The organism is Streptomyces sp. JNUCC 64 (assembly GCF_054484115.1).
In genome coordinates this window covers 6,251,303-6,274,585 of record NZ_CM137015.1, presented here as the reverse complement: position 1 = coordinate 6,274,585, position 23,283 = coordinate 6,251,303, and the positions used below count along the sequence as shown (strand labels likewise).

The window sequence follows — 23,283 nt, the reverse complement described above, 5'->3', positions numbered from 1 at the left end:
GAACCCCCTCGAACTGTCTCCATTTTACCGCCCCCCACTGACAATCGCCCCTGGCCAGGCGCTATTTGACGACTCCGGACGGCACCCCGGAACGCCCCGTCACCGACCCCGGCACGGCCCTCGGCGCGATCCTCGCCGCGGTCCTCGGCACCGAGGGCGGTACGGCCTTCGCCACGGCCCGCGCCACCGCCCCCCGCCCACCCCCGGAGCACCTCACCGCGCCCCCTCCACAGGTGCCCCGCCCACCCGGCCCCCGAACCACCCGCGCCGCCCCTCGCCCCCGGTGTCCGCCCCTCACCACCCCCCTCCCCTCCCCGCCCCTCCGGTCCCGTCCGCGCCGGGGTGTGGGCTTCGTTACCCCGTTTTTGCCCGGGCGCGTTGAGAAACGCCCCCACCGGACGCGTACCTGTCACCACGGGCCGCACGTCCGGCCGGTCCGGCTCCCGGGGCACCCCCGGGCCCCCACACCACCGGAGGACGGCATGGACGTACACAGCCCCCAGGACAGCGGCCGGGACGCGCTGGGACTGCTCCGGGAGGCGGCCGCCGGACTCGCCGCCCTGCACACCCGGTTCGCCCACCGGCACGGGCTGCACCCCACGGACGTCCGGGCCCTCGCCTGGCTGCTGGACGCCCGGGGGGCGGGCACCCCGGTGACCGCCGGGCTGCTCGGGTCCCGGCTCGGCCTCAACTCCGCCGGGACGACCGCCCTGGTGGACCGGCTGGAGCGGGCGGGACACGTCCGGCGGGTCCCGGACCCGCACGACCGGCGCCGGGTGCTCATCGCCCTGGAGCGGCGGGCCGTCACCCTCGCCAGAGCCGTGCACGCCCCGCTGCTCGACCGGTCGGCGGAGCTGTTGAAGGAGTACGACGAACGGCAGCTCGACGCGGTGCGGGAGTTCCTGAGCACGGTGCTGGAGGCGGCCCGCGCGGAGTGCGCCGACCCCGGTCCAGGGACCGTGCCGGTGCCGCGCCCCCGGCGGGGACGGGCCACCCGGCCGCTGCCGAGGCGGTCGCCGGGCCGGTAGCCCACCGGGTAACACGGGGTTCACATTCGGGCAACGGCCGGGAAATCGCGTCTTGGCACTGTCGTACCCGGCACCGCCCCGCCGGGGCGCGCCCCCGCAGGACCCGCGGTTCCCGCACAGACCGCGTAGCTGAGACGCCCCTAAGGATGTGTCCCGTGACGTTCAAGGCCGAGTACATCTGGATCGACGGCACCGAGCCGACGGCCAAGCTCCGTTCCAAGACGAAGATCATGCCGGGCGCCCCCGCCGGGCTGGACGGGCTGCCGCTGTGGGGCTTCGACGGGTCGAGCACCAACCAGGCCGAGGGCCACGCGTCCGACCGCGTCCTCAAGCCGGTCTTCGTCTGTCCGGACCCGATCCGCGGCGGGGACGACGTCCTGGTGCTGTGCGAGGTGCTGAACACCGACCTGACCCCGCACTCCTCCAACACCCGGGCGGCGCTCGCCGAGGTCGCGGAGCGGTTCGCGGACCAGGAGTCGGTCTTCGGCATCGAGCAGGAGTACACGTTCTTCGAGGGCGACCGCCCGCTGGGCTTCCCCGAGCGGGGCTTCCCGGCTCCGCAGGGCGGTTACTACTGCGGCGTGGGCGTGGACGAGATCCACGGCCGTCCGATCGTGGAGGCGCACCTGGAGAACTGCCTCGTCGCGGGTCTCGGCATCTCCGGCATCAACGCCGAGGTGATGCCCGGGCAGTGGGAGTTCCAGGTCGGTCCGCTGGCCCCGCTGGAGGTCTCCGACCAGCTCTGGGTGGCCCGCTGGCTGCTGTACCGCACGGCGGAGGACTTCGAGGTGTCCGCGACCCTGGACCCGAAGCCGGTCAAGGGCGACTGGAACGGCGCGGGCGCGCACACCAACTTCTCCACCCGGGCGATGCGCGAGGGCTACGACGCGATCATCACCGCCTGCGAGTCGCTGGGCGAGGGCTCCAAGCCGATGGACCACGTCAAGAACTACGGCGCGGGCATCGACGACCGGCTGACCGGTCTGCACGAGACCGCCCCCTGGAACGAGTACTCGTACGGGGTCTCCGACCGGGGCGCCTCGGTGCGCATCCCGTGGCAGGTCGAGCAGGAGGGCAAGGGGTACATCGAGGACCGCCGCCCGAACGCCAACGTGGACCCGTACGTCGTGACGCGTCTGATCGTGGACACCTGCTGCGCCGCGCTGGAGAAGGCCGGACAGGTCTGATCCCGCCGCTCCCTCCTCCCGTGGGGCGCCCGCCGAGACCGGCGGGCGCCCCACCGGCGTTTCCCCGGCCCACCGGCGTTCCCCGCCCCGAGCCGTCGCCCGCTCGCCCGCTCGGTCGCTCGGTCCACCCCTCCGCCGCCCCGCTCCGTCCGGCCCGCGCCGCCCACCGACCGGACCGGACGTTCCGGTACCGGTCGTTCCTCCCCTCCGGAGCCGCACTGTCCACCTGTTGGGACGATGTCGCGTACACCAACCAGTGTGACGCGCCCCTCAACGGCATGTATCCGCAGGTCAGTTAGGAGCAACCGGACTTCCCCAGGAGAACGACGCGTCCACGGAGTGAGAGGAGATTCCTGACGGACGGACGCTTCTGGTTCAATGACGGCATGGCCAGCCACCGGAACGCAGCGACGGGACACCCCGACGTGTACACCCTGGAGCCCTTCTGGCCGTCCCGACAGCACCACGACTTCGATCGGGTGTGTCGCCGCGCACGGAACGCGCGGGCCCTCTAAAGCCGTTCACCCCGGCCTTCGGCCAGCGCGCACGACGTACGTCCCGACGGGGCGGGTCCACAGACCCGCCGCGCTCGACTCCCACGACGGCATCTCGCGCGAAAGAGCTGACCCCTCATGGCGAACACCCGTTCCTTCCCGGCGAACACCTCCCGTCCGGGTGCCCCCTACCCCCAGGGCCCCTCCTACTCCCCGGCCCCCGGCTACCCCGCCACCTCCACGGCCACCGCCCCCGCCTACGGCAAGCCCCTCGGCGGCCGCCCCGGCGCCACCGGCTCCCCCGCCCGCCGCGGGCTGCGCGCCGTGGACCGGGACGAGGTCGTGGACGTCACCGACTTCCTCCCGCCGGGCGCCACCTGGCTGCCCGCCCCCCAGCACACCCTGCCGACCCTGCCCGGCCAGCCGCCGATGATCGGCTACCTGGTGCTGGTCCCCGCCGACCAGCAGCGGCTGCTGCCCGTCCCCCAGGCGCCGTCCGCCCCGGGTGCCGTCGAGGGCGACGGCCTGGTCCAAGTGGACCCGGTGCGCCGGACCGCCCAGGTCCGCGGCCGGGACCTCGACCTGACCTATCTGGAATTCGAACTGCTGGCGCATCTGGTGGCCCACCCCGGCCGGGTGCACACCCGCGACCAGCTGGTCACCACCGTCTGGGGGTACGGACACGTCGGCGACGGCCGCACCGTGGACGTGCACGTGGCCCGGCTGCGCCGCAAGCTGGGCGCCGAGCACCGCCAGGCCATCCAGACCGTGCGCCGGGTCGGCTACAAGTACGTCCCGCCGACCGCCGAGTGACCCGTCCCTGACCAACCCGCCCTTCCCCCCGGCGCGTTGCGCTCTCGGAGGAACGTCTCCTCCCTGGGCTGAACGGTGTTCCCCCGGCGCCGCGCGCCGGGCAGGGTTCCGACCATGAAACTGTTGCTGCTGGGAGGAAGCGAGTTCGTGGGACGGGCCGTCGCCGAGGAGGCGGTGCGACGGGGATGGTCCGTCACCACCTTCAACCGGGGACGACATCCCGCGCCGGACGGCGTCACCGCGCTGACCGGGGACCGCACCGCGCCCGGAGGGCTGGCCGCGCTCTCCGACGGGGTCTGGGACGCGGTGATCGACACCTGGTCGGCCGCGCCGCGCGCCGTCCGGGACACCGCCGCGCTCCTCGCCGACCGGGTCGGGCACCACACCTACGTGTCGAGCGCGTCGGTGTACGCCTGGCCGCCCCCGGCCGGGTACGACGAGGGCCACCCCGTCGTGGCGGGCGACCCGGACGCGGACGCCACGGCCTACGCCGAGGACAAACGCGGCGCGGAACTGGCCGCCGAGGCCGCCTTCGGCCCGGAGCGCAGCCTGTCGCTGCGGGCCGGACTGATCCTCGGCCCCTACGAGAACATCCGGCGGCTGCCCTGGTGGCTGAACCGGATAGCGCGCGGCGGTGACGTCCTGGCGCCGGGACCCCGGGACCTGCCGATCCGTTACGTGGACGTCCGCGACCTGGCCGCGTTCGCCCTGGACGCGACCGCCGCCGGGCTGAACGGACCGTACAACGTCGTGGGACCCGCCGGAATCGCCACCATGGGCGAACTCCTCGACGCCTGCGCGGCCGTCACGGGTTCCGACGCGCGGCTGCGGTGGACCGACCCGGAGACCATCCGGCGGGCCGGGGTGGAGCCCTGGACCGAACTGCCGGTGTGGACCCCGCCCGACTCGGAGATGCACGACGCGCTGCACGGCCCGGACGTGTCCCGGGCGCTCGCCGCCGGGCTGGTCTGCCGGTCGCTGACCGAGACGGTCGAGGACACCTGGGCGTGGCTGACCTCCCTGGGCGGCCGGGCGCCGCAGCGGTCGGACCGCGTCTCGCCCCGGCTGGACCCGGAGACCGAGGCCCGGGTGCTGCGGGAGGCCGCCGAGACCGGCGCTGGACACTGACCACCGGTGGCGGCCGCCCGCCCGGCCGGCCGCCACCGCCACCCTCCGGTCCCGGCCTCCGCTCCCGGCCTCCGCTCCCGTCCGGTGCCCACGCCCGGAGCCCCCACCCCGGTCCGCGCCCCGGCCGACCACCGCCACCCGGCCGACTCGCCGCCCCCGGCCGGCCTGGTCCGGGCCGGTCCGGACCCCGGCCGGCCACCGCCGCCCGGCTGATGCGCGGCCCCCGGCCGTGCGTGGTCCGGACCCCTGTCCAGGACCACGTGCGGACCCCGGTGCGGAACTCCGCACGGGCCTCGGCCCGCACGTCCCGCGCGTCCCGTACGCTTCCCGCGACCCCGAGTCGTCCTTCGTTCAACATCACCGTGTCCAGGGAGTGTTCAGGGAGGGGTCGGGGGCGGGAAAATGGCTGATCACAGCCGGAGGCACGCTATCTGTGGGGTACAAGTGTGCGAAGGTGGGCGCGTGGCGGACGGAAGGGGAGGCATGCGCGGGAACGGGAGTGGCGGCGGAAGCACGGTGGGTCAGACGCGAGGCGGACCGGGCACACCGGGGGCGGGGCGGACGATCGGGGCCGTGACCGGCGACGGAGAACCGGGCCTCGCCTGGGAACAGCGGCTGGCGGCCGCCTGGGCCCGGTACGACACCCTGCCCGCGCCCGAGTTCCGGGCGCTGATCGACGCGCTGGCGGCGGAACTCCCGGCCGACAGCGCGGTCGCCGCGTTCGAGCGGGCGGGAGCCTTCGACTCCACCGGCCATCCGGCGCGCGCGGTCCCCCTGTACCGGATCGCGCTGGAGCGCGGAGTGGCGGGCGGACGCCGTCGCCGGGCCAAGATCCAGCTGGCGAGTTCGCTGCGGAACCTGGGCCGCCCCGAGGAGGGCGTGGTCCTGCTCACTCCCGAACTGGACTCGGAACAAGACGAGTTGGAAGACGCGGTACGGGCGTTCCTGGCGCTCTGTCTGGCGGACACCGGAAAGGAACGGGAGGCGCTGGCCCTGGTGCTCGGTGCGCTCGCTCCCCATCTCCCCCGCTATCAGCGGTCGTTGGGCCACTACGCGCGGCGGCTGAACGCCCCTTCCGGCTCCTGACCGGGCGGACCCGCGGGGGTGCTCCGTCCGGGGCGCCCCGGTGACCTCCGTCCGGTTCGTTCGTTGCGCTGGTCGTGCAGTCACAGGATGTCGCCACGCGCCCCGACCACCCGACCGGCCCGGCCGCCCCCGACGAACGGGCCGAGGCCGCGCTCGTCGAGCACTACGCCCGGCTGACCCGGCTCGCCTATCTGGTGCTGCCGCCCTCACTGCCCCGGGAGCGGCGGGTGCTCACCGCGCACGGACTGGTCCAGCGGGCGCTGCCGCGCGCGCGGGCCGCCGGGCGGGAGGCGGGCGTGGTGGCGGCCCGGCGCTCCGACGACCCCCGCGCCGCCGACCCCGGGTACGCGCTGGTCCGGCTGCGGGTGCTGCGCTCCGCGCTGACCGCCGCGCGGCCCGCCGGGCGGCTGCGGCCCCGCCGCCCCCGGCCCGCGCTGCCCCTGGTCCGGGGGCTGCGGCTGCTCCCCCGCTCCGGCGGCGCCGAGGAACTCGCCCTCGCGCGAAGGCTGTCCGGGATGTCCGCCGAGGGACGCGCCGCCCACGCGCTGCGCGGTCTGGAGCGGCTCTCCGACGACGAGGTAGTGGACCTGCTCGCGGAGGCGGGGGCGGTCGATCCCGAGGACGCGCTGGCGGAGTCCGACGAGGCCGGCGGTCCGTACGCGGCGCTGGAGTCGCCGGAGTTCGACCCGTGCGCGCTCCAGGCCCGTCCCACCGATCTGCTGCGGCGTCGTCAGCACCTGCGGGCGGCGGGGGTGGCGCTGGCCGCGACGGTGGTGTGCGGGGCGCTGCTCGGGGCCCCCGGCGACGGTTGGGGCCCGGACGGGGCGGCGGCCCCGCCGTACGCCCGCAACCCGGCCGGTCAGGCGGCGCTCGACCCCGAGCAGCTGACCAGCGCCGAGGCCACCGCGTGGCGCGTCTCCCCCCGGACCGACTTCTCGGTGTGGCCCGCCCGGGGCGCGCTGACCGGTGACCGCGCGCTGCTGCGGCGGGCGCTCGCGGTGTGGGCCCGGCCCGGCGGGAAGGTGCGGGTCTCCGCGACCCCGGGCACCGCCGCCGGGGCGGCCCCCGGCCCCGCGCAGCTGCTGTACGCGGGCGAGACGGACGGGGCCCGGGTGGTCCTGCTCTACGACGGGCTGCGGATCGTCCGGTACGCGGAGCCGGTGGAGGGCACCGAGATCGCCGCCCTCGACCTGGCCCGGGTGGACGGGACGGAACGGGCCGGGGCCGCCGCGCTGGTGGTGGGCCGCGCCGACGGCAACGTCCGCTATCTGACGGCGCCCTGGGTGACGGGCGCGGCGGCCCGGAACCTGCGCGCGCCGGGGGCCGAGCCGCTGCCGTTGCGCACCGGGCCGGACGGGGTCACCGATCCGTTGCCGGGCCCCGGCCGCCCCGACGCCAAGACCGGGGTGTGCGGCTCGTGGGGCGCCCTCCAGGTGACCGAGGCCGGGGGCGCGACCCGGCTGCTGACGGACCTGGGCGAACTGACGCCCGCCCGGCTGACGGCCGGGGCGCCGGACGCGGCCCGGGACGCCACCGGCAAGGAGGCGCTGGCCGAGTGGGCGAGCACCGCGTGTTCGCTGGCGATGCTCCAGGGCCAGGGGGTGCGGTCGGTCAACTCGTGGGCGTACGCGCGTCAGCCGCTGCCGGGCGGGGCCGGGGACGCCCGTTGGCTGTGTCTGCGGGGGGAGACCTGGCGGGGCGGTGACGCCCGGGTGCTCGCCCAGGTCCTCGCCCCGGGCAAGCCGGTCGCGGCGGTCGCGGCGCAGGCGGCGGGCTCGCCCGCGTGCGGTGCCCGGCAGCCCCGGGTGCTGGCCGGGGCGCTGTGGAAGTCGGCGTCCGGCACCTGGCACCTGCTGGCCGCCGGGAGCGCGGAGGTCACGGAGGTCTCCACCACCGGGGACGTCACCGAGCGGGCCCGGGGCCGGTTCCTGGCGGTGCCCGCCGAGCAGGGCGCGCAGGCGGTGCTGCGCGGCCGGACCTCGGGCGGCGCGGTCGTGGACGCGCTGCACTGAGACCCGGGCCCCGCCCCGCACCGGGGCGGAGTCCGCCGGGCCCCGCCTCGTGTCGAGGCGGGGCCCGGCGGCGTGTCGGCCCGTCGGACTGTCGGGCCCGGCGGCGTGACGGGCCCGGCAAACTGTCGCGCCCGGCCGCGTGACGGGGCCGCGCCGCGCGGAGACGGGGTCCGGGGCTGCCGCCAAGGGCCAGGGCCCGCCGCCAGCCGGTCCTGTCTCCCCCCCCTCGCCCCTCCCCTCCCTCCCCTCCCTCCCCTCCCTCCCCTCTCTTCCCGTCACTTCCCGTCACTTCCCGTCGAGCAGCTTCCGGAGTGCGGGCGGGAGTCCGCCGTTGCGGGCGGTGGTGACGAGCACGGCGTCGTCGGGGCCGGTGCCGACCGCGATGGCGTCCTCGGGCCGTACGCCCTCGATCGCGTAGGCGTTCTCGACGGTGGCCTCCTCCCCGTTGTCCCGCCCGGTGTCGTGGCAGGGCGGGAGGACCGCGTCCCCGAGCTTCCGCCCGATCGCCGGACGCGCCTTCCCGGTACGGTCGTCCAGGCCCGCGTCCTGGTAAGTCCGGCCCCGGTACTCGGCCTGGAAGACGCAGGCCGCCGCCACCTCGCCCGTTCCCGTCACGGCGAGGTCGTCGACCTCGTCCCCGCAGGCGGTGAGCGACAGCAGCGCGCCCGCCACCAGCAGCGCGGCTCCGGAGCGTGCGGTCCTCTTCATCGACGTCCTCCTCGATCGGTACCGGGCGCCGTCCGCTGTACGGCGCCCGGTCCTTGGACGCGGGAGGCGTCCGGTTCGTTCAGGGGTGGTGCGGGGTGAGGGGGTGCGGGTCCGGGCGGCGGGGCGGGTCCCAGGTACCGAGGGAGGGGTCGTGGACGACGACCGGGGCGGCCCGGCCGAGGGCGGCCGCCACCATCCCGTGCGCCGACAGGGCCTCGGCGGCCCGCTCGCAGGCGTCGGCGAACAGCCCGTACAGGGCCTCCGCGCAGTCGTCCTCCTCGTCGTCGGTGAGGTCGTCGCCGTCCTCGTACCAGAATCCGAGCCGTATCGCCTCGGCGCGGAACGCGGCGGCCCCGGCCGGGTCCTCGGGGGCGCCGCCGACGCGTTCGCCGCCGGGCAGCCAGTGGGCGGGGTTCCAGCGGGCCTCGTCCGCGCCGTGGTGGCGCAGCCGCTCGTGGTAGCGGCTCTCGGTGTTGCAGCCGACCGTGAGGTACGGGCGGCGGGGGTCGTCCTCGTGTCTTCCGATGCGGAAGGAGACGACGTAGATCTCCGGGCGCAGGGCGTGGGGGAGGCGGCCGACGGCTTCGGCGGCCGCCCGGCGCAGATGCGGGGGGAAGGTGGTCATGGCGTCTTCGTGCTCCGGGTCGTCGGCGGGATTACCGGTGAGATGGGGGGTGAAGTGCCTTGTGTCGTGGGGGAATTGGACAGCGCGTCAATGGGCTGGGAGTACTCCATCACGCGGGGCGCGGGCGTGCGGACCGGTCGGTCGAGAAAGTCGGAACGGCCGGTCCGGGAGCGGTACCTGAGGTTCCGGTAACGGTCCTTCCGGGGGGCCGGGCGGGCCGTCCGGCTGCGGTTATGGTGTCCCCCATGACGACCGGGGTGCGCCGCAGGATGGGTGTCGAGGAACGGCGGCAGCAGCTGATCGGGGTCGCTCTCGACCTGTTCAGCCGTCGTTCGCCCGACGAGGTCTCGATCGACGAGATAGCCGCCGCGGCCGGGATATCCAGACCGCTGGTCTACCACTACTTCCCCGGGAAGCTGAGCCTCTACGAGGCGGCGCTGACCCGGGCGGCCGAGGACCTCGCGGGCCGGTTCCGGGAGCCGTGCGAGGGCTCCCCCGGGGAGCGGCTGCTGCGGGTGATGGGCCGGTTCTTCGACTTCGTGGACGAACACGGGCCGGGCTTCTCCGCCCTGATGCGCGGCGGGCCCGCCGTCACCACGGGCGGGCCGGGCGGGCTGGACGCCGTCCCGGCGACCAACGCCCTCGTCGACTCGGTGCGGCGGGCCGCGTACGAGCACGTCCTGCGCGAGCTGCGGGTGAGCGATCCGCCGCCCCGGCTGGAACTCGTGGTGCGGTCCTGGGTCTCGCTGGTGGAGTCGACGGCCCTGCTCTGGCTGGACCGGCGGCAGATCCCGCGCCGGGAGCTGGAGTCGCAGTTGGTGCGGGACCTGGCGGCGCTGCTCGTCGTCAGTTCCGCGTACGACGAGCGGACGGCGGGCGTACTGGCCCGGGTCCTCGCGGAGGAGCCCGCCGACGGGCCGCTGCGGGACCTGGTGGAGCGGCTGGCGCTCCCGGTACGGGTTCCGGCGGCCCGCGCGGCGGCGGTCTGAACCGTCCACGGACACGAGGGTCCGTGGGTCCGTGGCGGTCGGTGGGCCCCGGGCGGCCGGTCGGCCGGAGGCGCCCGGGGCGTGGCGGGCGGGGTCAGGGGGCGGCGGTCTCCGTGGTCCACCAGACGGTGGTGTCGGCGGGCAGGACGCCCTCGGCGGACGGCGGGCCGCTGGACAGCAGGACGGTGCCCGGGGCGGTCCAGCGCACGGCGGTGTCCGTGGTGTTGGCGGCGCAGACGAGGGTCCGGCCACCGGCCTCGCGGCGGAAGGCGAGCACCCCGTCCGGGGCGTCGAGCCAGTGGACCCGGTCGCCCGCGCCGAGCGCGGGGTGCGCCCGGCGGGCCGCGAGGGCCGCCCGGTACAGCTCCAGGGTGGAGCCCTCGACGCCGGTCTGCGCCCGGACGCTCAACGCGCCCCAGCCGTCGGGCTGCGGCAGCCAGGAGCCGCCGGGGCCGAAGCCGTACGAAGGGCCGTCCTCGGTCCAGGGGATCGGGACGCGGCAGCCGTCGCGGAAGCCGTCCTGTCCGTCGGCGCGGAAGAAGGACGGGTCCTGGCGGGCCTCGTCGGGCAGGTCCACCACGTCCGGCAGTCCGAGTTCCTCGCCCTGGTAGACGTAGGCGGAGCCGGGCAGCGCCAGCATCAGCAGGGTCGCGGCGCGGGCCCGGCGCAGTCCCGTCTCCCGGTCGCCCGGGGTGCGCAGTTGGGTGCCGAGTCCGGGCGGGTTGGCGAACCGGGTGGCGTGCCGGGTGACGTCGTGGTTGGAGAGCACCCAGGTGGTCGGGGCGCCGACGGCCCGCATGGCGTCGAGGGAGCGGTCGATGACGGCCCGCAGCGCGGGCCCGTCCCACGCGGTGGTGAGGTAGGAGAAGTTGAACGCCTGGTGCAGTTCGTCGGGGCGGACGTAGCGGGCGGTGCGCTCCACGGTCGGGGTCCACGCCTCGGCGACCAGGATGCGGTCCCCCGCGTACTCCTCCAGGACGGCGCGCCAGGTGCGGTACACCTCGTGCACCCCGTCCTGGTCGAAGAACGGCCGTTCGCCGCCGTCGAGGAGCCGTCCTCCCTCGCGGGTGCCGACGTCCGGCAGTCCGGGGGCCTTCACCAGACCGTGGGCGACGTCCACCCGGAAGCCGTCCACGCCCCGGTCGAGCCAGAACCGCAGGACGGAGCGGAACTCGTCGGCGACGGCCGGGTGGTCCCAGTCGAAGTCGGGCTGCTCGGGGGCGAACAGGTGCAGGTACCAGTCGCCGGGGCGGCCGTCGGGTTCGGTGACCCGGGTCCAGGCGGGGCCGCCGAACACCGACTCCCAGTCGTTGGGCGGGAAGGCTCCGCCGGGGCCGCGCCCGGGGCGGAAGTGGTACCGCTCGCGGGCCCGGGAGCCGGGGCCCCCGTCGAGGGCGCGACGGAACCACTCGTGCTGGTCGGAGGAGTGGTTGGGGACCAGGTCCACGATGATCCGCAGCCCGAGCGCATGGGCGTCCCGGACCAGGGCGTCGGCGTCGGCGAGGGTGCCGAACACCGGGTCCACCGCGCGGTAGTCGGAGACGTCGTAGCCCGCGTCGGCCTGCGGGGAGGCGTAGAAGGGGCTGAGCCACACCGCGTCGACCCCGAGGTCTCGCAGATGGGGCAGCCGGGAGCGGACGCCTTCCAGGTCGCCCATGCCGTCGCCGTCGGAGTCGGCGAAGCTGCGGGGGTAGACCTGGTAGATCACGGCCTCGGTCCACCAGCCGGGACGGTCGGCGGAACGGTCGGCGGCAGCGGCACCCGCGGACGGCGGGGGGCCGGGGGGCCTCGGGTGGCCGGGGGCGGGGCCGTCGGGGGGACGGGGGCCGGGGCGGTCGGCGGGGTGTGGGCTCATGGTGTGCGCGGTTCCCCTGTTCGTCGGTTCCCGGGATTCCCCGGCGCCGGGTCGGCGCGGACCCGGTTGCAAGTCCTTGCGGAAAGCATGCGCAAGAATTTCGTCACCCATGCCCGCGCGGGCCGGTGTCCCGCCCGGCGCCGGTGCGCGGGCGGGACGCCGACGGGGCGTCATGCGGCGCCGGTGCGCCGCCGGGGCGTCACGCGCCGCCGGACCACAGGTCGGGACCGAACACCTCGTAGTGGACGGCGCGGGCGGGGACGCCACGGCGGAGCAGGCCGTCGCGGAAGGACCGCAGGAACGGGACCGGTCCGCAGAGGTAGGCGGTGAGACCGGCGGGCAGGTCCAGGGCTCCGGCGTCGGCCCGGCCGGGCCGGACCCCCGGCGCGGGGCGGTGTCCGGCGAGGTCCTCGTACCAGAGGCGCAGGGTCGCGCCGGGCAGCCGGCCGGCCAGGGCGAGCAGTTCGGCGCGGTGGGCGTGGGCGCCGGGGGTCCGGTCGGCGTGGACGACGGTGACCGGGCGGGTGGCGCCGGTGTCGGCCAGCCACCCGAGGACGGAGAGCATCGGGGTGCAGCCGATCCCGGCGGAGGCGAGGAGCAGCGGGCCGTCACCGGGGGCCGGGACCAGGTCCCCGAAGGGCGCGGAGACGGTGAGCCGGTCACCGGGGCGGGCGTGCGCGTGGAGCCGGGCGGAGACCTCGCCGTCGGGGGTCCGGTCCGTACCGGTCACCCGCTTGACGGTGATGCGCCAGTGCGGGGAGCCGGGGGCGGCGGAGAGGCTGTACTGGCGTATCTGCCGTGCGCCGTCGGGCAGTTGGACCCGGACGCTGACGTACTGGCCGGGCCGGAAGGGGGGCGCGGGGGTTCCGTCGGCGGGACACAGCGTGAACGAGACGACGTCCGGCGCCTCGTCACGGCGTCCGGTGATCGTCATCGGTCGCCAGCCGTTCCCCTGGACGACCCCGGCCTCGTCGTACAGCCGGGCCTCCAGGGCGATGAGGGCGTGGGCCATCAGCCAGTAGACCTCGTCCCAGGCGGCGGCCACCTCGGCGGTGACGGTGTCCTCGCCGAGGACCCCCGTCATCGCCGCGAAGAGGTGGCGGTGGACCAGCTCGTACTGGTCGGGGGTGACGCCGAGCGAGGCGTGCTTGTGGGCGATCCGCGCGAGCAGGGCGTCCGGGCGTTCGCCGGGCCGGTCGAGGAGCGTTCCGGCGAAGGCGGCGACCGCCCCGGCGAGGGCCCGGCGCTGGGTGCCGTTGGCCTGGTTGCCCCGGTTGAAGAGGTCCCGCAGCAGTTCGGGGCGTTCGGCGAACAGCTCCCGGTAGAAGCGGTCGGTGATCCGGTCGATCGCGGCGCCGACGACCGGCAGGGTGGCGCGGACGACGGGGGCGGAGCGGGTGGACAGCACGGGGGCCTCCTGAGGGGACGGGCTCGTCATGAGCTACGGGTATTAGTGGTAAATGATCTTCATATTTGACGGCGGAAGGTGGCCTGTTCGATGGCCGGTGCGGGGGTGGAGCGGTGGCGGAGCGGGGCGCGCCGGAGGGACCCCCGGAGGAGCCCCGGAGGGCTCCGGGCAGGGCAGGGGGGCGCCGGGCGGGGGCGGGAGGGAAGGGTCGTCAGCCGGAAGGGCGGCCGACGAGTCCCATGAGGACCGGACCGGCGGGCGGGGCCGCGAGGTCCTCGACGGTCAGCGGGTCGAGCGCGGCGTAGAACGCGTTCTGGGCGTCACGCAGGGCGCGGCGCAGCCGACAGGCTCCGCGCAGCGGGCACGGGGTGTCGCCCTCGCAGGCGACCACCTCCTCCTCCCCCTCCAGATCACGGACGAGCTGGCCGACCGAGGCGTACCGGCCGGCCTCGGTGAGCGCGAGCCCCCCGCCCCGCCCGCGGCGCGCCTCGACCACGCCGAGGTGCTGGAGCCGGGCGACGGCCTTCGCCATGTGGGTGTACGGGACGTTCACCGCGTCGGCCACCTCGCGGGTGGTGAGCGGATCGCCGCCCGCCGGGGCCGCCAGGGCCATCACGGCGCGGAGCGCCAGGTCGGTGAACTTCGTCAGCCGCATGCCCTGACGGTATCAAATAGGCATTTCAGCTTCTCATTTGACTCCCGGCCCGTTCGTCGGACGGTCCGCCGGAGGTCCCTCCGGCGGACCGCCGGGGTCTGCCCGTACCGCGCCCCGTACCGCCGGTGACCGGCCGTATACCTTGGGCGCGCGCGACCGGCCGCGCCGGCACCGGCGCCCGTGCGGCCGGAGCGCGGCCCGTCAAGCCCGGCCCGCAACCGAGGGAGCCCGATGAGCCAGCAGCCCACGGCACACCCCGTCACCGATCCCGGACCCGCTTCCCCCGCCGGTCCGGGGCCCGGGCCGGACCTTCCACCGGGCGCCGTTCCCGGGGCGGCGCCCGCGCCGGGGCCCGCGCGGCTCACCGACATCGCGGCGCGGGCGGGGGTCAGCGAGGCGACCGTCAGCCGGGTCCTCAACGGCAGGCCCGGGGTCGCGGCGGCCACCCGCCGGTCGGTGCTCGCCGCGCTGGACGCGCTCGACGGGCTGGGCTACGAGCGGCCCGCGCGGCTGCGGACGCCCGGCTCCGGACTGGTCGGGCTGATCATCCCGGAGCTGGACAACCCGGTCTTCCCGGCGCTCGCCCAGGCGATCGGCCAGGCCCTGACCCAGCAGGGCCACACCCCCGTGCTCGCCACCCAGAGCCCGGGCGGCTCCTCCGAGGACGAGCTGACCGAACTGCTGGTGGGCCGGGGGGTGCGCGGGATCGTCTACGTCTCCGGACAGCACTCCGACACCACCGCCGACCCCGGCCGCTACGCCCGGCTGCGGGCCCGGGGCGTGCCGTTCGTCCTGGTCGACGGGTTCGCCCCGGGGGTGCGGGCCCCGTTCGTCTCCCCCGACGACCGGGCCGCCGCGCGGCTGGCCGTCACCCATCTGGTCTCGCTGGGGCACACCCGGGTCGGGCTGGCGCTCGGGCCGTCGCGGTTCGTCCCCGTGCGCCGCAAGGTCGAGGGCTTCGTCCGGGCGGTGCGCGAGCAGCTCGGACTCCCCGAGGAGGAGATCACCGGGCGGCTGGTCGCGCACTCGCTGTTCAGCGTGGAGGGCGGGCAGTCGGCGGCCGGGGTCCTGCTCGACCAGGGGTGCACCGGGCTGGTGTGCGCCAGCGACATGATGGCGCTGGGGGCGGTGCGCGCGGTCCGGAGCCGGGGTCTGGAGGTCCCGGCGGACGTCTCCGTCGTCGGCTACGACGACTCCCCGCTGATGGCGTTCACCGATCCCCCGCTCACCACCGTCCGCAAGCCGGTGGCCGCGATGGGGCGGGCCGCCGTACGGGCCCTGCTGGAGGAGATCGGCGGGACGCCCGCGCCGCCCGGGGAGTTCGTCTTCCTGCCCGAGCTGATCGTCCGGGGGTCCACCGGATCGGCGCCGGGCCGCAACCGGCCGCGGTCCGGCGCCGTCTCCCCCTGAGGAAACCGACGGGAGCCCCCTCCGGCATCCGGGCGCCGCCCGGTCGTGCGCGAGCCGTCACGCGAGTCGTCACACGAGTCGTGCGCGAGGAGGAGGGGGCCCGGTACGCGAGGGGGATCAGGTGCGGGACGGACCCACCCGGGGGATGATCGGACATGCGTCACCATCTGGCAGACTCTTCCCCCATGGGTGAGACGACCGTGACACGACTGGAAGGCCGGCAGCAGGCCGCCAGCGGGGGGCCAGACGCTGCTCCCCCCGACGGTTCCACACCCGTGGACGACCAGGTGGGAGCCGCTTCGCGGACCGCTCCGCGCGGGCTGAAGGCCCAGCTCAGGGCGCCGCGCAGGCCCCGGCTGTGGTTCGAGATCCTGCTGATCGCCATCAGCTACTGGACGTATTCGCTGATCCGCAACGCCGTGCCCGAGCAGAAGGCGCAGGCGATGCGGAACGCCCACTGGATCTGGGACGTCGAGCGGAGCATGGGGCTGGCCTTCGAGAAGGCCGTCAACCACGCCGTGGACTCGGTGACCTGGCTCGTCGTGGGGATGAACTACTACTACGCCACGCTGCACTTCATCGTGACGCTCGGCGTGCTCGTCTGGCTGTTCCGGCGCCATCCGGGCCGGTACGCGGCGACCCGCACCGTGCTGTTCGCGACCACCGGGGTGGCGCTGCTCGGCTACTACCTGTATCCGCTGGCCCCGCCCCGGCTGCTGACCGGCGGCGGCTTCATCGACACGGTCCTGGTCCACAACACCTGGGGGTCGATGGCCTCCGGGGACCTGAAGAACATGTCGAACCAGTACGCGGCGATGCCGTCGATGCACATCGGCTGGTCCCTGTGGTCCGGGCTCACCCTCTACTTCCTGGCCAAGGTGCCGTGGGTGCGGGTGCTGGGGCTGCTGTACCCGGTGCTCACCCTGGTCGTGATCGTCGCCACCGCCAACCACTTCTGGCTGGACGCGGTCGGCGGGATGATCTGCCTCGCCTTCGGCTACGGGGTCGCCCGCGCCTGGTACGGCGACTGGCCCTCCCGGCTGCCGCGGCTGGTCCCGTCGGACCGGAAGGTCCCGGCCGACGCGCCGGTGCCGACGGATCAGCCGGTCCCGTCGGTCCCGTCGGCCCCGTCGAAGGGGGCGGGCAGCTCCGGCTGAACGGGCGGCGGGCCGCACCGGCTGGACCGGGCGCCCACCGCACGAGCGGAGGTCCCGGAACCACCAGGGCCTCCGGAACCACCTGAACCGCTGGACCGTACGCGAGCGGGCCGGGGCACGCGCCCCGGCCCGCTCGCGCGTCCGGGGGTCAGCCCCGGTGGACGATCCGGCCCGCGACGACGGTGAGCCCGACCTCCGCCGTGGCGACCTCGTCGGCCGGGGCCAGGACCGGGTCCGGACCGAAGGCGGTGAGGTCCGCCCGGTAGCCGGGGGCGATCCGTCCGGCCACCTCCCCCTCCCCGGCGGCGAGCGCGGCGTGCGAGGTGAGCCCCTCCAGGGCCATCAGCCCGGTGAGCCCGGCGCGGGAAGACGCCGCCCCGCGCGGGACCCGGGCGGTGGCCAGCACCGACCGGGCGTCGAAGGACGCGATCGGCCAGTCCGAACCGAGCGCGACCACGGCCCCCGCGTCCCGCAGGTCCCGCACCCGCCAGGCCCGCCCGGCCCGTTCCGCGCCGAGCCGCCGCGACCAGGCGTCACTGTGGTCGGCCCGGGTGTACGCGCCGTGCGGCGGCTGCATCGAGGCGCTGACGCCCAGCCCGGCGAAGCGCGGGAGGACGTCGTCGGGGACCGTCTCGATGTGCTCGATCCGGTGCCGTCCCCGGCCGCCGGGCCCCAGCGAGGCGACGGTGTCCAGCACGTGCCGCACGGCCGCGTCCCCGATGGCGTGGGTGGCGGTGCGGACCCCGGCCGCGTGCAGGTAGCGCACGGCCTCCGCGTAGGCGCCGGGGTCGGGCCACAGCGCCTCGGTGCCCTGGCCGTGGCAGTCCGGGTGGTCGAGCCAGGCGGTGCCGCCCTCGACGGTGCCGTCCATGAAGAACTTGACCCCGCCGACCCGCCAGCCCCGGCCCCGCCGTTCCTGGAGGGCGATCAGCCCGTCGAGGGCGTCCCGGTCGGCGCCCGGCATACACCAGGGCGCGAGCCGCAGCCGCAACGGCAGCTCGTCCTCCTCGGCCACGGCGGCCAGCAGCTCCGGGTCGCCGAGGTCCATGACGTGGGCGCCGGTCAGCCCGGTGGCGGCCATGGCGGTCAGCAGCTCCAGCAGCCGGGCCCGCCGCCCGGCGTACGGGAGCCGGGGCAGCACGGGGGCGATCAGGTCCATGGCGGCCTGTTCGATCAGATGCCCGGTGGGACCGTCCGCGTCGAGGACGACCTCGGCGCGCTGGGCGAACTCCCGGGGCCCGGTGACCCCGGCGGCGGCCAGGGCCGCCCCGCTGGCCAGCGCCGAGTGCCCGTCGTACAGCCGCAGCAGGGCGGGGGCGCCGTCCAGGGCGTCCTCGATCAGCGCGCGGTGCGGGGCGGCGGCGCCGAACGCGTTGTGGTCCAGTCCCCAGCCGAGGACCCAGCCGTCGATCCGGTCGGCGGACCGGAGGGCGGCGCGCAGTCCGGCGGGGTCGGTGACCCCGCCGAGGTCGACGCCGGTGGCCAGCTCCAGCCCCCACACGGGGTGGCTGTGGGCGTCGGTGAGGCCCGGGACGAGGGTCGCCCCGGCGAGGTCGACGACCTCGGTCCGGGCGCTCCGCCAGTCGCGGACGTCGCCCTCGTCGCCGACCGCGGCGATCCGTCCGCCCCGGACGGCGACGGCGGTGGCCGTGGGCCGGGCGGGGTCGAGGGTGCGGACCCGGGCCCCGGTGAGGACGAGGTCCGCCCCGGAGGCCGGGGCGGGCGGGACGGAGTCCTGGGCGGGGGCGGCGGGGTCCGGCATGGGCGCTCCTTCTCGCGGGCGGCGGGCACCGTGGACGCACGGCCCTCACACAAACCTAAAGCCTTTCGGTTTTGCCACGGTAACCTGTGCCCGACGGATCCGGGAAGACACCCCGGATCCCCCACCCGCCCCGCCACCTCCACGACGGAAGGCCACACGCATGGGACGGCCCCGCACCCCGCTGCTCGACCGGGAGCGGATCACCACGGCCGCGCTGGAACTCGTCGACGGGGAGGGCGACTTCAGCGTGCCGAGGATCGCCGCCCGGCTGGGGGTGCGGACCGCGTCCGTCTACCACCACGTCGACGGCCGCGACGGGATCGTGGAACTCCTGCGGGAGCGGGTCTGCGAGGCCATCGACTCCACGATGCTCGACACCGGCCCCTGGGACCGGGCGCTGACCGGCTGGGCCCGCTCCTACCGCGCCGCGTTCGCCGCGCACCCCCGGGCCATCCCCCTGCTGACCACCTCGCCGGTGCGGGCGCCCCGGGTCCTCGACCAGTACGAACGGGCGGTCGCCCGGCTGCTGGACGCCGGGTTCGACCCGGCGGACGTGATGCCCGTCGTCACCGCCCTGGAGAACCTGGTGCTGGGCTCGGCGCTGGACCTCGCCGCCCCCGAGAGCATGTGGGAACTCCCCGACCGGACGGTCACCCCACGTCTGGCCCACGCCCTCGCCGCGATGGGCCCCGGCCGCGCCGACCGCGCCTTCGAACTGGCGCTGACCGGGTTCGTCGCGCGGGCGGCGGCCTTGCTGAGGCCCTAGCCGTCTCCTACGGATCCTGCCGGGCGGGCCGGGAGGCAAGGAGTACAGAGGTAACGTCGTGATCATGGACTCCCCCACGGACACCCCCACCGACCAGGCTCCGGCCGATCCCGCCGCCGACGACGACGCGCTGGCCAGCCAGCCCATCGGTTACTGGAGCGGTCGGGTGCACGCGGCCGTCACCCGGCGGCTGCGGGACGCCATGGCCGTGGTCGACGTCACACAGCCGCAGTACTGGGTGCTCAACGACGTCATGTACCGGTCCACGGCGCCGAGTCGCGAGGAGATATCCGCCGAGCTGCTGCCCCTCGCCGACGGGCCGCACGAGATCCCGCGCGCCGTCGCCCAGTTGCTCCATCGCGGCTGGCTGCGGACCGACGCCGGAGACCGGCTGCACCTCACCGACGAGGGAGGGGCCGCCCGGGCACGGCTGCGCGAACTGGTGACCGGGCTCCGCGCCGAGGTCCACGACGGCATCGACGACGGGGAGTACGTGGCCGCGCTCAAGGTGCTGCGCAGGATGCTCTCCAACGTCGAGGGCGCCGGGAACCCGTAGACGCCGTCCGGGCGGCACACGGCTCCGCGCACCCGCTCCGCCGACAACCGAACCTTTGCGCGGACGAGTTCACTCTGCGACGATCACGGAGGGTACGGATCTTCGGCTCCGCCCCGGAGCGGTCTCCGGCCGTTCCGTCCACCGACTCACAGGAGTTCACTGTGCCCTTCGAGGACTTCATCAGCGGAGCGATCGGCGACGCCACGGACGCGGCCACCGAGGCCGTCACCGACACGGCCACGGAGGCCGTCGAGGGGGCCACCGAGGCGGCCACGGACGCCGCCAGCTCGGTCACCGACGCCTTCGGTTCGGTCACCGACCTCTTCGGCTGACAGCCGAGCACGGCTCCCGGGGGCCCGCCGCCGACCGTACGGGCGGGCTCCCGGCACGCCGGTCCACCGGGCCGGGGTCCGGGGGTCAGGAACCGTAGAAGACCTCGTCCACGACCGCGCGGGCGCGGCGGGTCACCCGGCGGTACGCGTCCAGCATCTCGCCGACCTGGCCCGGTCCGTAGCCCAGGTAGCGCCCGACGGCGGCGAGTTCGCGTCCGGCGGCGGGGAAGGTGTCGCCCGCCCGGCCCCGGACCAGCATCACCGCGTTGCGCACCCGGGAGGCCAGTACCCACGCCTCGTCCAGGACCGCCGCGTCCTCGGCGGACAGCAGTCCGGCGGCGGTGGCGGCGGCCAGCGCCGGGCGGGTGCGGGTGGTCCTGAGGCCCGGTTCGGCCCAGCCGTGGCGCAGTTGGAGCAGTTGGACGGTCCACTCCACGTCCGACAGCCCGCCCCGGCCCAGCTTGGTGTGGAGGGTGGGATCGGCGCCCCGGGGCAGCCGCTCGGACTCCATCCGCGCCTTCAGCCGCCGGATCTCCCGCACCGCGTCCGGGCCGATGCCCTCCGCCGGGTACCGCAGCGGATCGATCAGTTCCACGAACCGGCGGCCCAGTTCGGCGTCCCCGGCGACCGGCTCCGCCCGCAGCAGGGCCTGCGACTCCCACACCAGCGACCACCGGCGGTAGTACGCCGCGTACGAGCCGAGGGTGCGCACCAGCGGACCGTTGCGGCCCTCCGGCCGCAGATCCGCGTCGACCAGCAGCGGCGGATCGGCACTGGGGATCTGGAGCAGCCGCCGCACCTCCGCGACCACGGTGTTCGCCGCCTTCGCCGCCGTCTGGTCGTCCACCCCCTCGCGGGGCTCGTGGACGAACAGCACATCGGCGTCGGAGCCGTAGGACAGCTCGTTGCCGCCGAAGCGGCCCATGCCGATGACCGCGAACCGGGTGGGCAGTTCATCGCCCCAGCCCTCGCGGACCACCGCGCGCAGCGTCCCCGCCAGGGTCGCCGCCGTCAGGTCCGAGACCGCCGCGCCGACCAGGTCCACCAGGGCGCCCTGGTCGGCGACGGCGGGCGCCTCCTCGGTGCCGTAGGAGGCGACGATGTCGGCGGCTGCGGTGCGCAGCAGCTCACGGCGGCGCACCCCCCGGGCCGCGCCGACCGCCTGTTCCACCCCGTCCGCGCGGCCGACCGCGGCGAGGATCTCCTGTTCCAGCGGGCCCCGGCCACGGGGCCGCAGCCCGCTGGGGTCGCCGAGCAGGGCGACCGCCTCGGGCGCCCGCATCAGCAGGTCCGGGGCGAGCCGGCCGGCCGACAGCACCCGGGCCAGGTTCTCGGCGGCGGCGCCCTCGTCCCGCAGCAGCCGCAGGTACCAGGGGGTCTTGCCGAGCGCGTCGGAGACCTTGCGGAAGTTGAGGAGTCCGGCGTCCGGGTCGGCGGAGTCCGCGAACCAGCCCAGCAGCACCGGCAGCAGGGTCCGCTGGATGGCCGCCTTGCGGCTCACCCCGGACGCCAGCGCCTCCAGGTGGCGCAGCGCGGCGGCCGGGTCGGCGTAGCCGAGGGCGACCAGCCGTTCCCGGGCGGCCCCGGTGCTCAGCCGGGTCTCACCGGGGGCGAGCTGGGCGACGGCGTCCAGCAGCGGACGGTAGAACAGCTTCTCGTGCAGCCGTCGCACCACCGAGGTGTGACGGCGCCAGGCCCGGTCCAGTTCGGTGATGGGTTCGGTGCGCATGCCGAGCGAGCGGCCGATGCGCCGCAGATCGCCCTCGTCCTCGGGGACCAGATGGGTGCGGCGCAGCCGGAACAGCTGGATGCGGTGCTCCAGGGTGCGCAGGAAGCGGTAGGCGTCGTCGAGTTGCGTGGCGTCCACCCGGCCCACGTAGCCGCCGTGGGCGAGGGCGGCGAGGGCGTCCAGGGTGGTGCCGCTGCGCAGCGAGGTGTCGGCCCGGCCGTGCACCAACTGGAGCAGCTGGACGGCGAACTCGACGTCCCGCAGTCCGCCGGGGCCGAGTTTGAGTTCCCGGTCCACCTCGCCCGCCGGGATGTTCTCGACCACCCGCCGTCGCATCTTCTGCACGTCCGCGACGAAGTTGTCCCGCTCGGCCGCCTGCCACACCAGCGGGGCCAGCGTCGTCACGTACCGGTCGCCCAGTTCCGCGTCCCCGGCGACCGGGCGGGCCTTCAGCAGCGCCTGGAACTCCCAGGTCTTCGCCCAGCGCTGGTAGTAGGCGAGATGGCTGGACAGGGTCCGCACCAGGGGGCCGTTGCGGCCCTCGGGGCGGAGGTTGGCGTCCACCGGCCAGATGGCGCCCTCGACGGTGGTCTCCGAGCAGATCCGCATCAGGTGCGAGGCGAGCCGGGTCGCGGCGCGCAGCGCCTCCGTCTCGTCGCCGTTCCCGTTGCCGGGGCGGTCCGCGCCGTTCCCCGGGGAGCCGTGGGTGGCGGCGGGCTCCGCGACGAAGATGACGTCCACGTCGGAGACGTAGTTCAGTTCGTGGCCGCCGGTCTTGCCCATGGCGATGACCGCGAGCCTGCAGCGGGCGGCGTCCTCGGGGGCCGCCGCCGAGGCGATGGCGAGGGCGGCGCGCAGGGTCGCGGTCGCCAGGTCGGCGAGTTCGGCGGCGGTCTGGGCGACGTCGTTGGTGGTGCCGCAGACGTCGCGGGCGGCGATCGACAGCAGACAGCGGCGGTAGGCGACGCGCAGCGACACGGGGTCGTCGGCGTCGGCGAGACCGCGTACGAACTCCTCGACGCCCGGGTTCAGGTCCCGTGGCTCGTAGGTGACCAGGGCCCGCCAGTCGCCGGGGTGCCGGGCCAGGTGGTCGGCGAGCGCCTCGGAGGCGCCGAGCACCCCCAGCAGCCGGTCGCGCAGCGGTTTGGCGGTGACCAGGGTGTCCAGCAGTTCCCGGCGGCCCAGGTCGTCGGGCTGGGACTCCACCAGCCGGGCGAGGCCGCGCAGCGCCAGGTCCGGGTCGGCGGACCGGCCCAGCGCGTCCAGCAGCACGGGGTCGGCACGCACCGGGGCGAGCGCCTCGCCGTCGAGCAGCCGCTCGGCGGCGGAGGGGTCGGTGAAGCCGTGCCGCAGCAGTTGGGTGAAGGTGCTGCTCCTGCGTCCTCGCGACACCGTCATCGCCGCGTCCCCCTGTTCCCGTCCGTACCGCACCGCTGTCCCGTCCGTACCGCCCCGGCGCCCGCCGGGCCGCCGTGGCGACCGCCGTCGGCCGCGCCGCCGTACCACCGTGCCGACCGTGCGGCCGTACCGCTCGTGCCGACCCGTGCCGCCTGCCGCGCCGCCGTTCCCCGTCCGGTGCCGGG

The 23,283-nt window shown here is 75.7% G+C and carries 19 protein-coding genes; 12 read left to right on the top strand and 7 right to left on the bottom strand.

Annotated elements, in window-relative coordinates; genetic code table 11:
• Nucleotides 1-482 precede the first annotated feature (482 nt).
• The 6 genes from ACVWNX_RS25825 (at nucleotide 483) to ACVWNX_RS25800 (ending at nucleotide 7,748) form a co-directional block, all read left to right on the top strand.
• Entirely contained in the window at nucleotides 483-1,028 is a 546-nt protein-coding gene (locus ACVWNX_RS25825) for a MarR family winged helix-turn-helix transcriptional regulator (protein ID WP_454410332.1), read from the top strand.
• Nucleotides 1,029-1,183: 155 nt separating this feature from the next.
• A complete protein-coding gene (gene glnII, locus ACVWNX_RS25820) occupies nucleotides 1,184-2,215 on the top strand; it encodes a glutamine synthetase (protein WP_454410330.1) in 1,032 nt (343 codons plus the stop codon).
• 632 nt (nucleotides 2,216-2,847) lie between these two features.
• The gene (locus tag ACVWNX_RS25815; RefSeq protein ID WP_454410328.1) at nucleotides 2,848-3,522 is read left to right on the top strand and encodes a winged helix-turn-helix domain-containing protein; all 675 of its coding nucleotides are present in this window, start codon (nucleotides 2,848-2,850) and stop codon (nucleotides 3,520-3,522) included.
• A 114-nt stretch (nucleotides 3,523-3,636) separates the two neighbouring features.
• The gene (locus tag ACVWNX_RS25810; protein ID WP_454410326.1) at nucleotides 3,637-4,650 is read left to right on the top strand and encodes an NAD-dependent epimerase/dehydratase family protein; all 1,014 of its coding nucleotides are present in this window, start codon (nucleotides 3,637-3,639) and stop codon (nucleotides 4,648-4,650) included.
• A gap of 564 nt (nucleotides 4,651-5,214) precedes the next feature.
• Nucleotides 5,215-5,736 (top strand): tetratricopeptide repeat protein, encoded by a 522-nt coding sequence (locus tag ACVWNX_RS25805; RefSeq protein ID WP_454414939.1) that lies wholly within the window; start codon nucleotides 5,215-5,217, stop codon nucleotides 5,734-5,736.
• A gap of 74 nt (nucleotides 5,737-5,810) precedes the next feature.
• A complete protein-coding gene (locus ACVWNX_RS25800) occupies nucleotides 5,811-7,748 on the top strand; it encodes a hypothetical protein (RefSeq protein ID WP_454410324.1) in 1,938 nt (645 codons plus the stop codon).
• A gap of 285 nt (nucleotides 7,749-8,033) precedes the next feature.
• Here the strand turns inward: ACVWNX_RS25800 and ACVWNX_RS25795 are convergent, their stop codons facing one another.
• Together ACVWNX_RS25795 and ACVWNX_RS25790 are read right to left on the bottom strand one after the other, a co-directional pair.
• Nucleotides 8,034-8,456: a DUF6281 family protein gene (locus tag ACVWNX_RS25795; protein WP_454410323.1), complete on the bottom strand. Its 423-nt coding sequence runs from the start codon at nucleotides 8,454-8,456 to the stop codon at nucleotides 8,034-8,036.
• 79 nt (nucleotides 8,457-8,535) lie between these two features.
• Nucleotides 8,536-9,081 (bottom strand): hypothetical protein, encoded by a 546-nt coding sequence (locus ACVWNX_RS25790; RefSeq protein ID WP_454410321.1) that lies wholly within the window; start codon nucleotides 9,079-9,081, stop codon nucleotides 8,536-8,538.
• A gap of 245 nt (nucleotides 9,082-9,326) precedes the next feature.
• Between ACVWNX_RS25790 and ACVWNX_RS25785 the strand changes: the two genes are divergently transcribed.
• On the top strand, nucleotides 9,327-10,070 hold the full coding sequence (locus ACVWNX_RS25785; protein ID WP_454410319.1) for a TetR/AcrR family transcriptional regulator: 744 nt from the start codon (nucleotides 9,327-9,329) through the stop codon (nucleotides 10,068-10,070).
• Nucleotides 10,071-10,164: 94 nt separating this feature from the next.
• On the opposite strand, the gene ACVWNX_RS25780 is transcribed toward ACVWNX_RS25785, so the two are convergent.
• From ACVWNX_RS25780 to ACVWNX_RS25770, 3 genes are all read right to left on the bottom strand, one after another.
• The gene (locus ACVWNX_RS25780) at nucleotides 10,165-11,925 is read right to left on the bottom strand and encodes a glycoside hydrolase family 13 protein (RefSeq protein ID WP_454410317.1); all 1,761 of its coding nucleotides are present in this window, start codon (nucleotides 11,923-11,925) and stop codon (nucleotides 10,165-10,167) included.
• A gap of 199 nt (nucleotides 11,926-12,124) precedes the next feature.
• The gene (locus ACVWNX_RS25775; RefSeq protein WP_454410315.1) at nucleotides 12,125-13,333 is read right to left on the bottom strand and encodes a globin domain-containing protein; all 1,209 of its coding nucleotides are present in this window, start codon (nucleotides 13,331-13,333) and stop codon (nucleotides 12,125-12,127) included.
• Between the two features lie 211 nt (nucleotides 13,334-13,544).
• The gene (locus ACVWNX_RS25770) at nucleotides 13,545-13,988 is read right to left on the bottom strand and encodes an RrF2 family transcriptional regulator (RefSeq protein ID WP_454410313.1); all 444 of its coding nucleotides are present in this window, start codon (nucleotides 13,986-13,988) and stop codon (nucleotides 13,545-13,547) included.
• A gap of 231 nt (nucleotides 13,989-14,219) precedes the next feature.
• On the opposite strand from ACVWNX_RS25770, the gene ACVWNX_RS25765 reads away from it, so the two are divergent.
• Nucleotides 14,220-15,398 carry a LacI family DNA-binding transcriptional regulator gene (locus tag ACVWNX_RS25765; protein ID WP_454410311.1) on the top strand — a complete coding sequence of 393 codons (1,179 nt, stop codon included), beginning with the start codon at nucleotides 14,220-14,222 and terminating at the stop codon, nucleotides 15,396-15,398.
• Between the two features lie 185 nt (nucleotides 15,399-15,583).
• Nucleotides 15,584-16,555 (top strand): phosphatase PAP2 family protein, encoded by a 972-nt coding sequence (locus tag ACVWNX_RS25760; RefSeq protein ID WP_454410309.1) that lies wholly within the window; start codon nucleotides 15,584-15,586, stop codon nucleotides 16,553-16,555.
• Between the two features lie 148 nt (nucleotides 16,556-16,703).
• Here ACVWNX_RS25760 and ACVWNX_RS25755 read toward each other — a convergent pair whose 3' ends face one another.
• Nucleotides 16,704-18,317 (bottom strand): amidohydrolase, encoded by a 1,614-nt coding sequence (locus ACVWNX_RS25755; protein WP_454410307.1) that lies wholly within the window; start codon nucleotides 18,315-18,317, stop codon nucleotides 16,704-16,706.
• Nucleotides 18,318-18,477: 160 nt separating this feature from the next.
• On the opposite strand from ACVWNX_RS25755, the gene ACVWNX_RS25750 reads away from it, so the two are divergent.
• From ACVWNX_RS25750 to ACVWNX_RS25740, 3 genes are all read left to right on the top strand, one after another.
• Nucleotides 18,478-19,083, top strand: a complete 606-nt coding sequence (locus ACVWNX_RS25750) for a TetR/AcrR family transcriptional regulator (protein WP_454410305.1) — start codon at nucleotides 18,478-18,480, stop codon at nucleotides 19,081-19,083.
• A 64-nt stretch (nucleotides 19,084-19,147) separates the two neighbouring features.
• The gene (locus ACVWNX_RS25745) at nucleotides 19,148-19,639 is read left to right on the top strand and encodes a MarR family winged helix-turn-helix transcriptional regulator (protein WP_454410303.1); all 492 of its coding nucleotides are present in this window, start codon (nucleotides 19,148-19,150) and stop codon (nucleotides 19,637-19,639) included.
• Nucleotides 19,640-19,800: 161 nt separating this feature from the next.
• Entirely contained in the window at nucleotides 19,801-19,971 is a 171-nt protein-coding gene (locus tag ACVWNX_RS25740; protein ID WP_454410301.1) for a hypothetical protein, read from the top strand.
• Nucleotides 19,972-20,056: 85 nt separating this feature from the next.
• On the opposite strand, the gene ACVWNX_RS25735 is transcribed toward ACVWNX_RS25740, so the two are convergent.
• The gene (locus ACVWNX_RS25735) at nucleotides 20,057-23,098 is read right to left on the bottom strand and encodes a bifunctional [glutamine synthetase] adenylyltransferase/[glutamine synthetase]-adenylyl-L-tyrosine phosphorylase (RefSeq protein ID WP_454410299.1); all 3,042 of its coding nucleotides are present in this window, start codon (nucleotides 23,096-23,098) and stop codon (nucleotides 20,057-20,059) included.
• Nucleotides 23,099-23,283 lie beyond the last annotated feature (185 nt).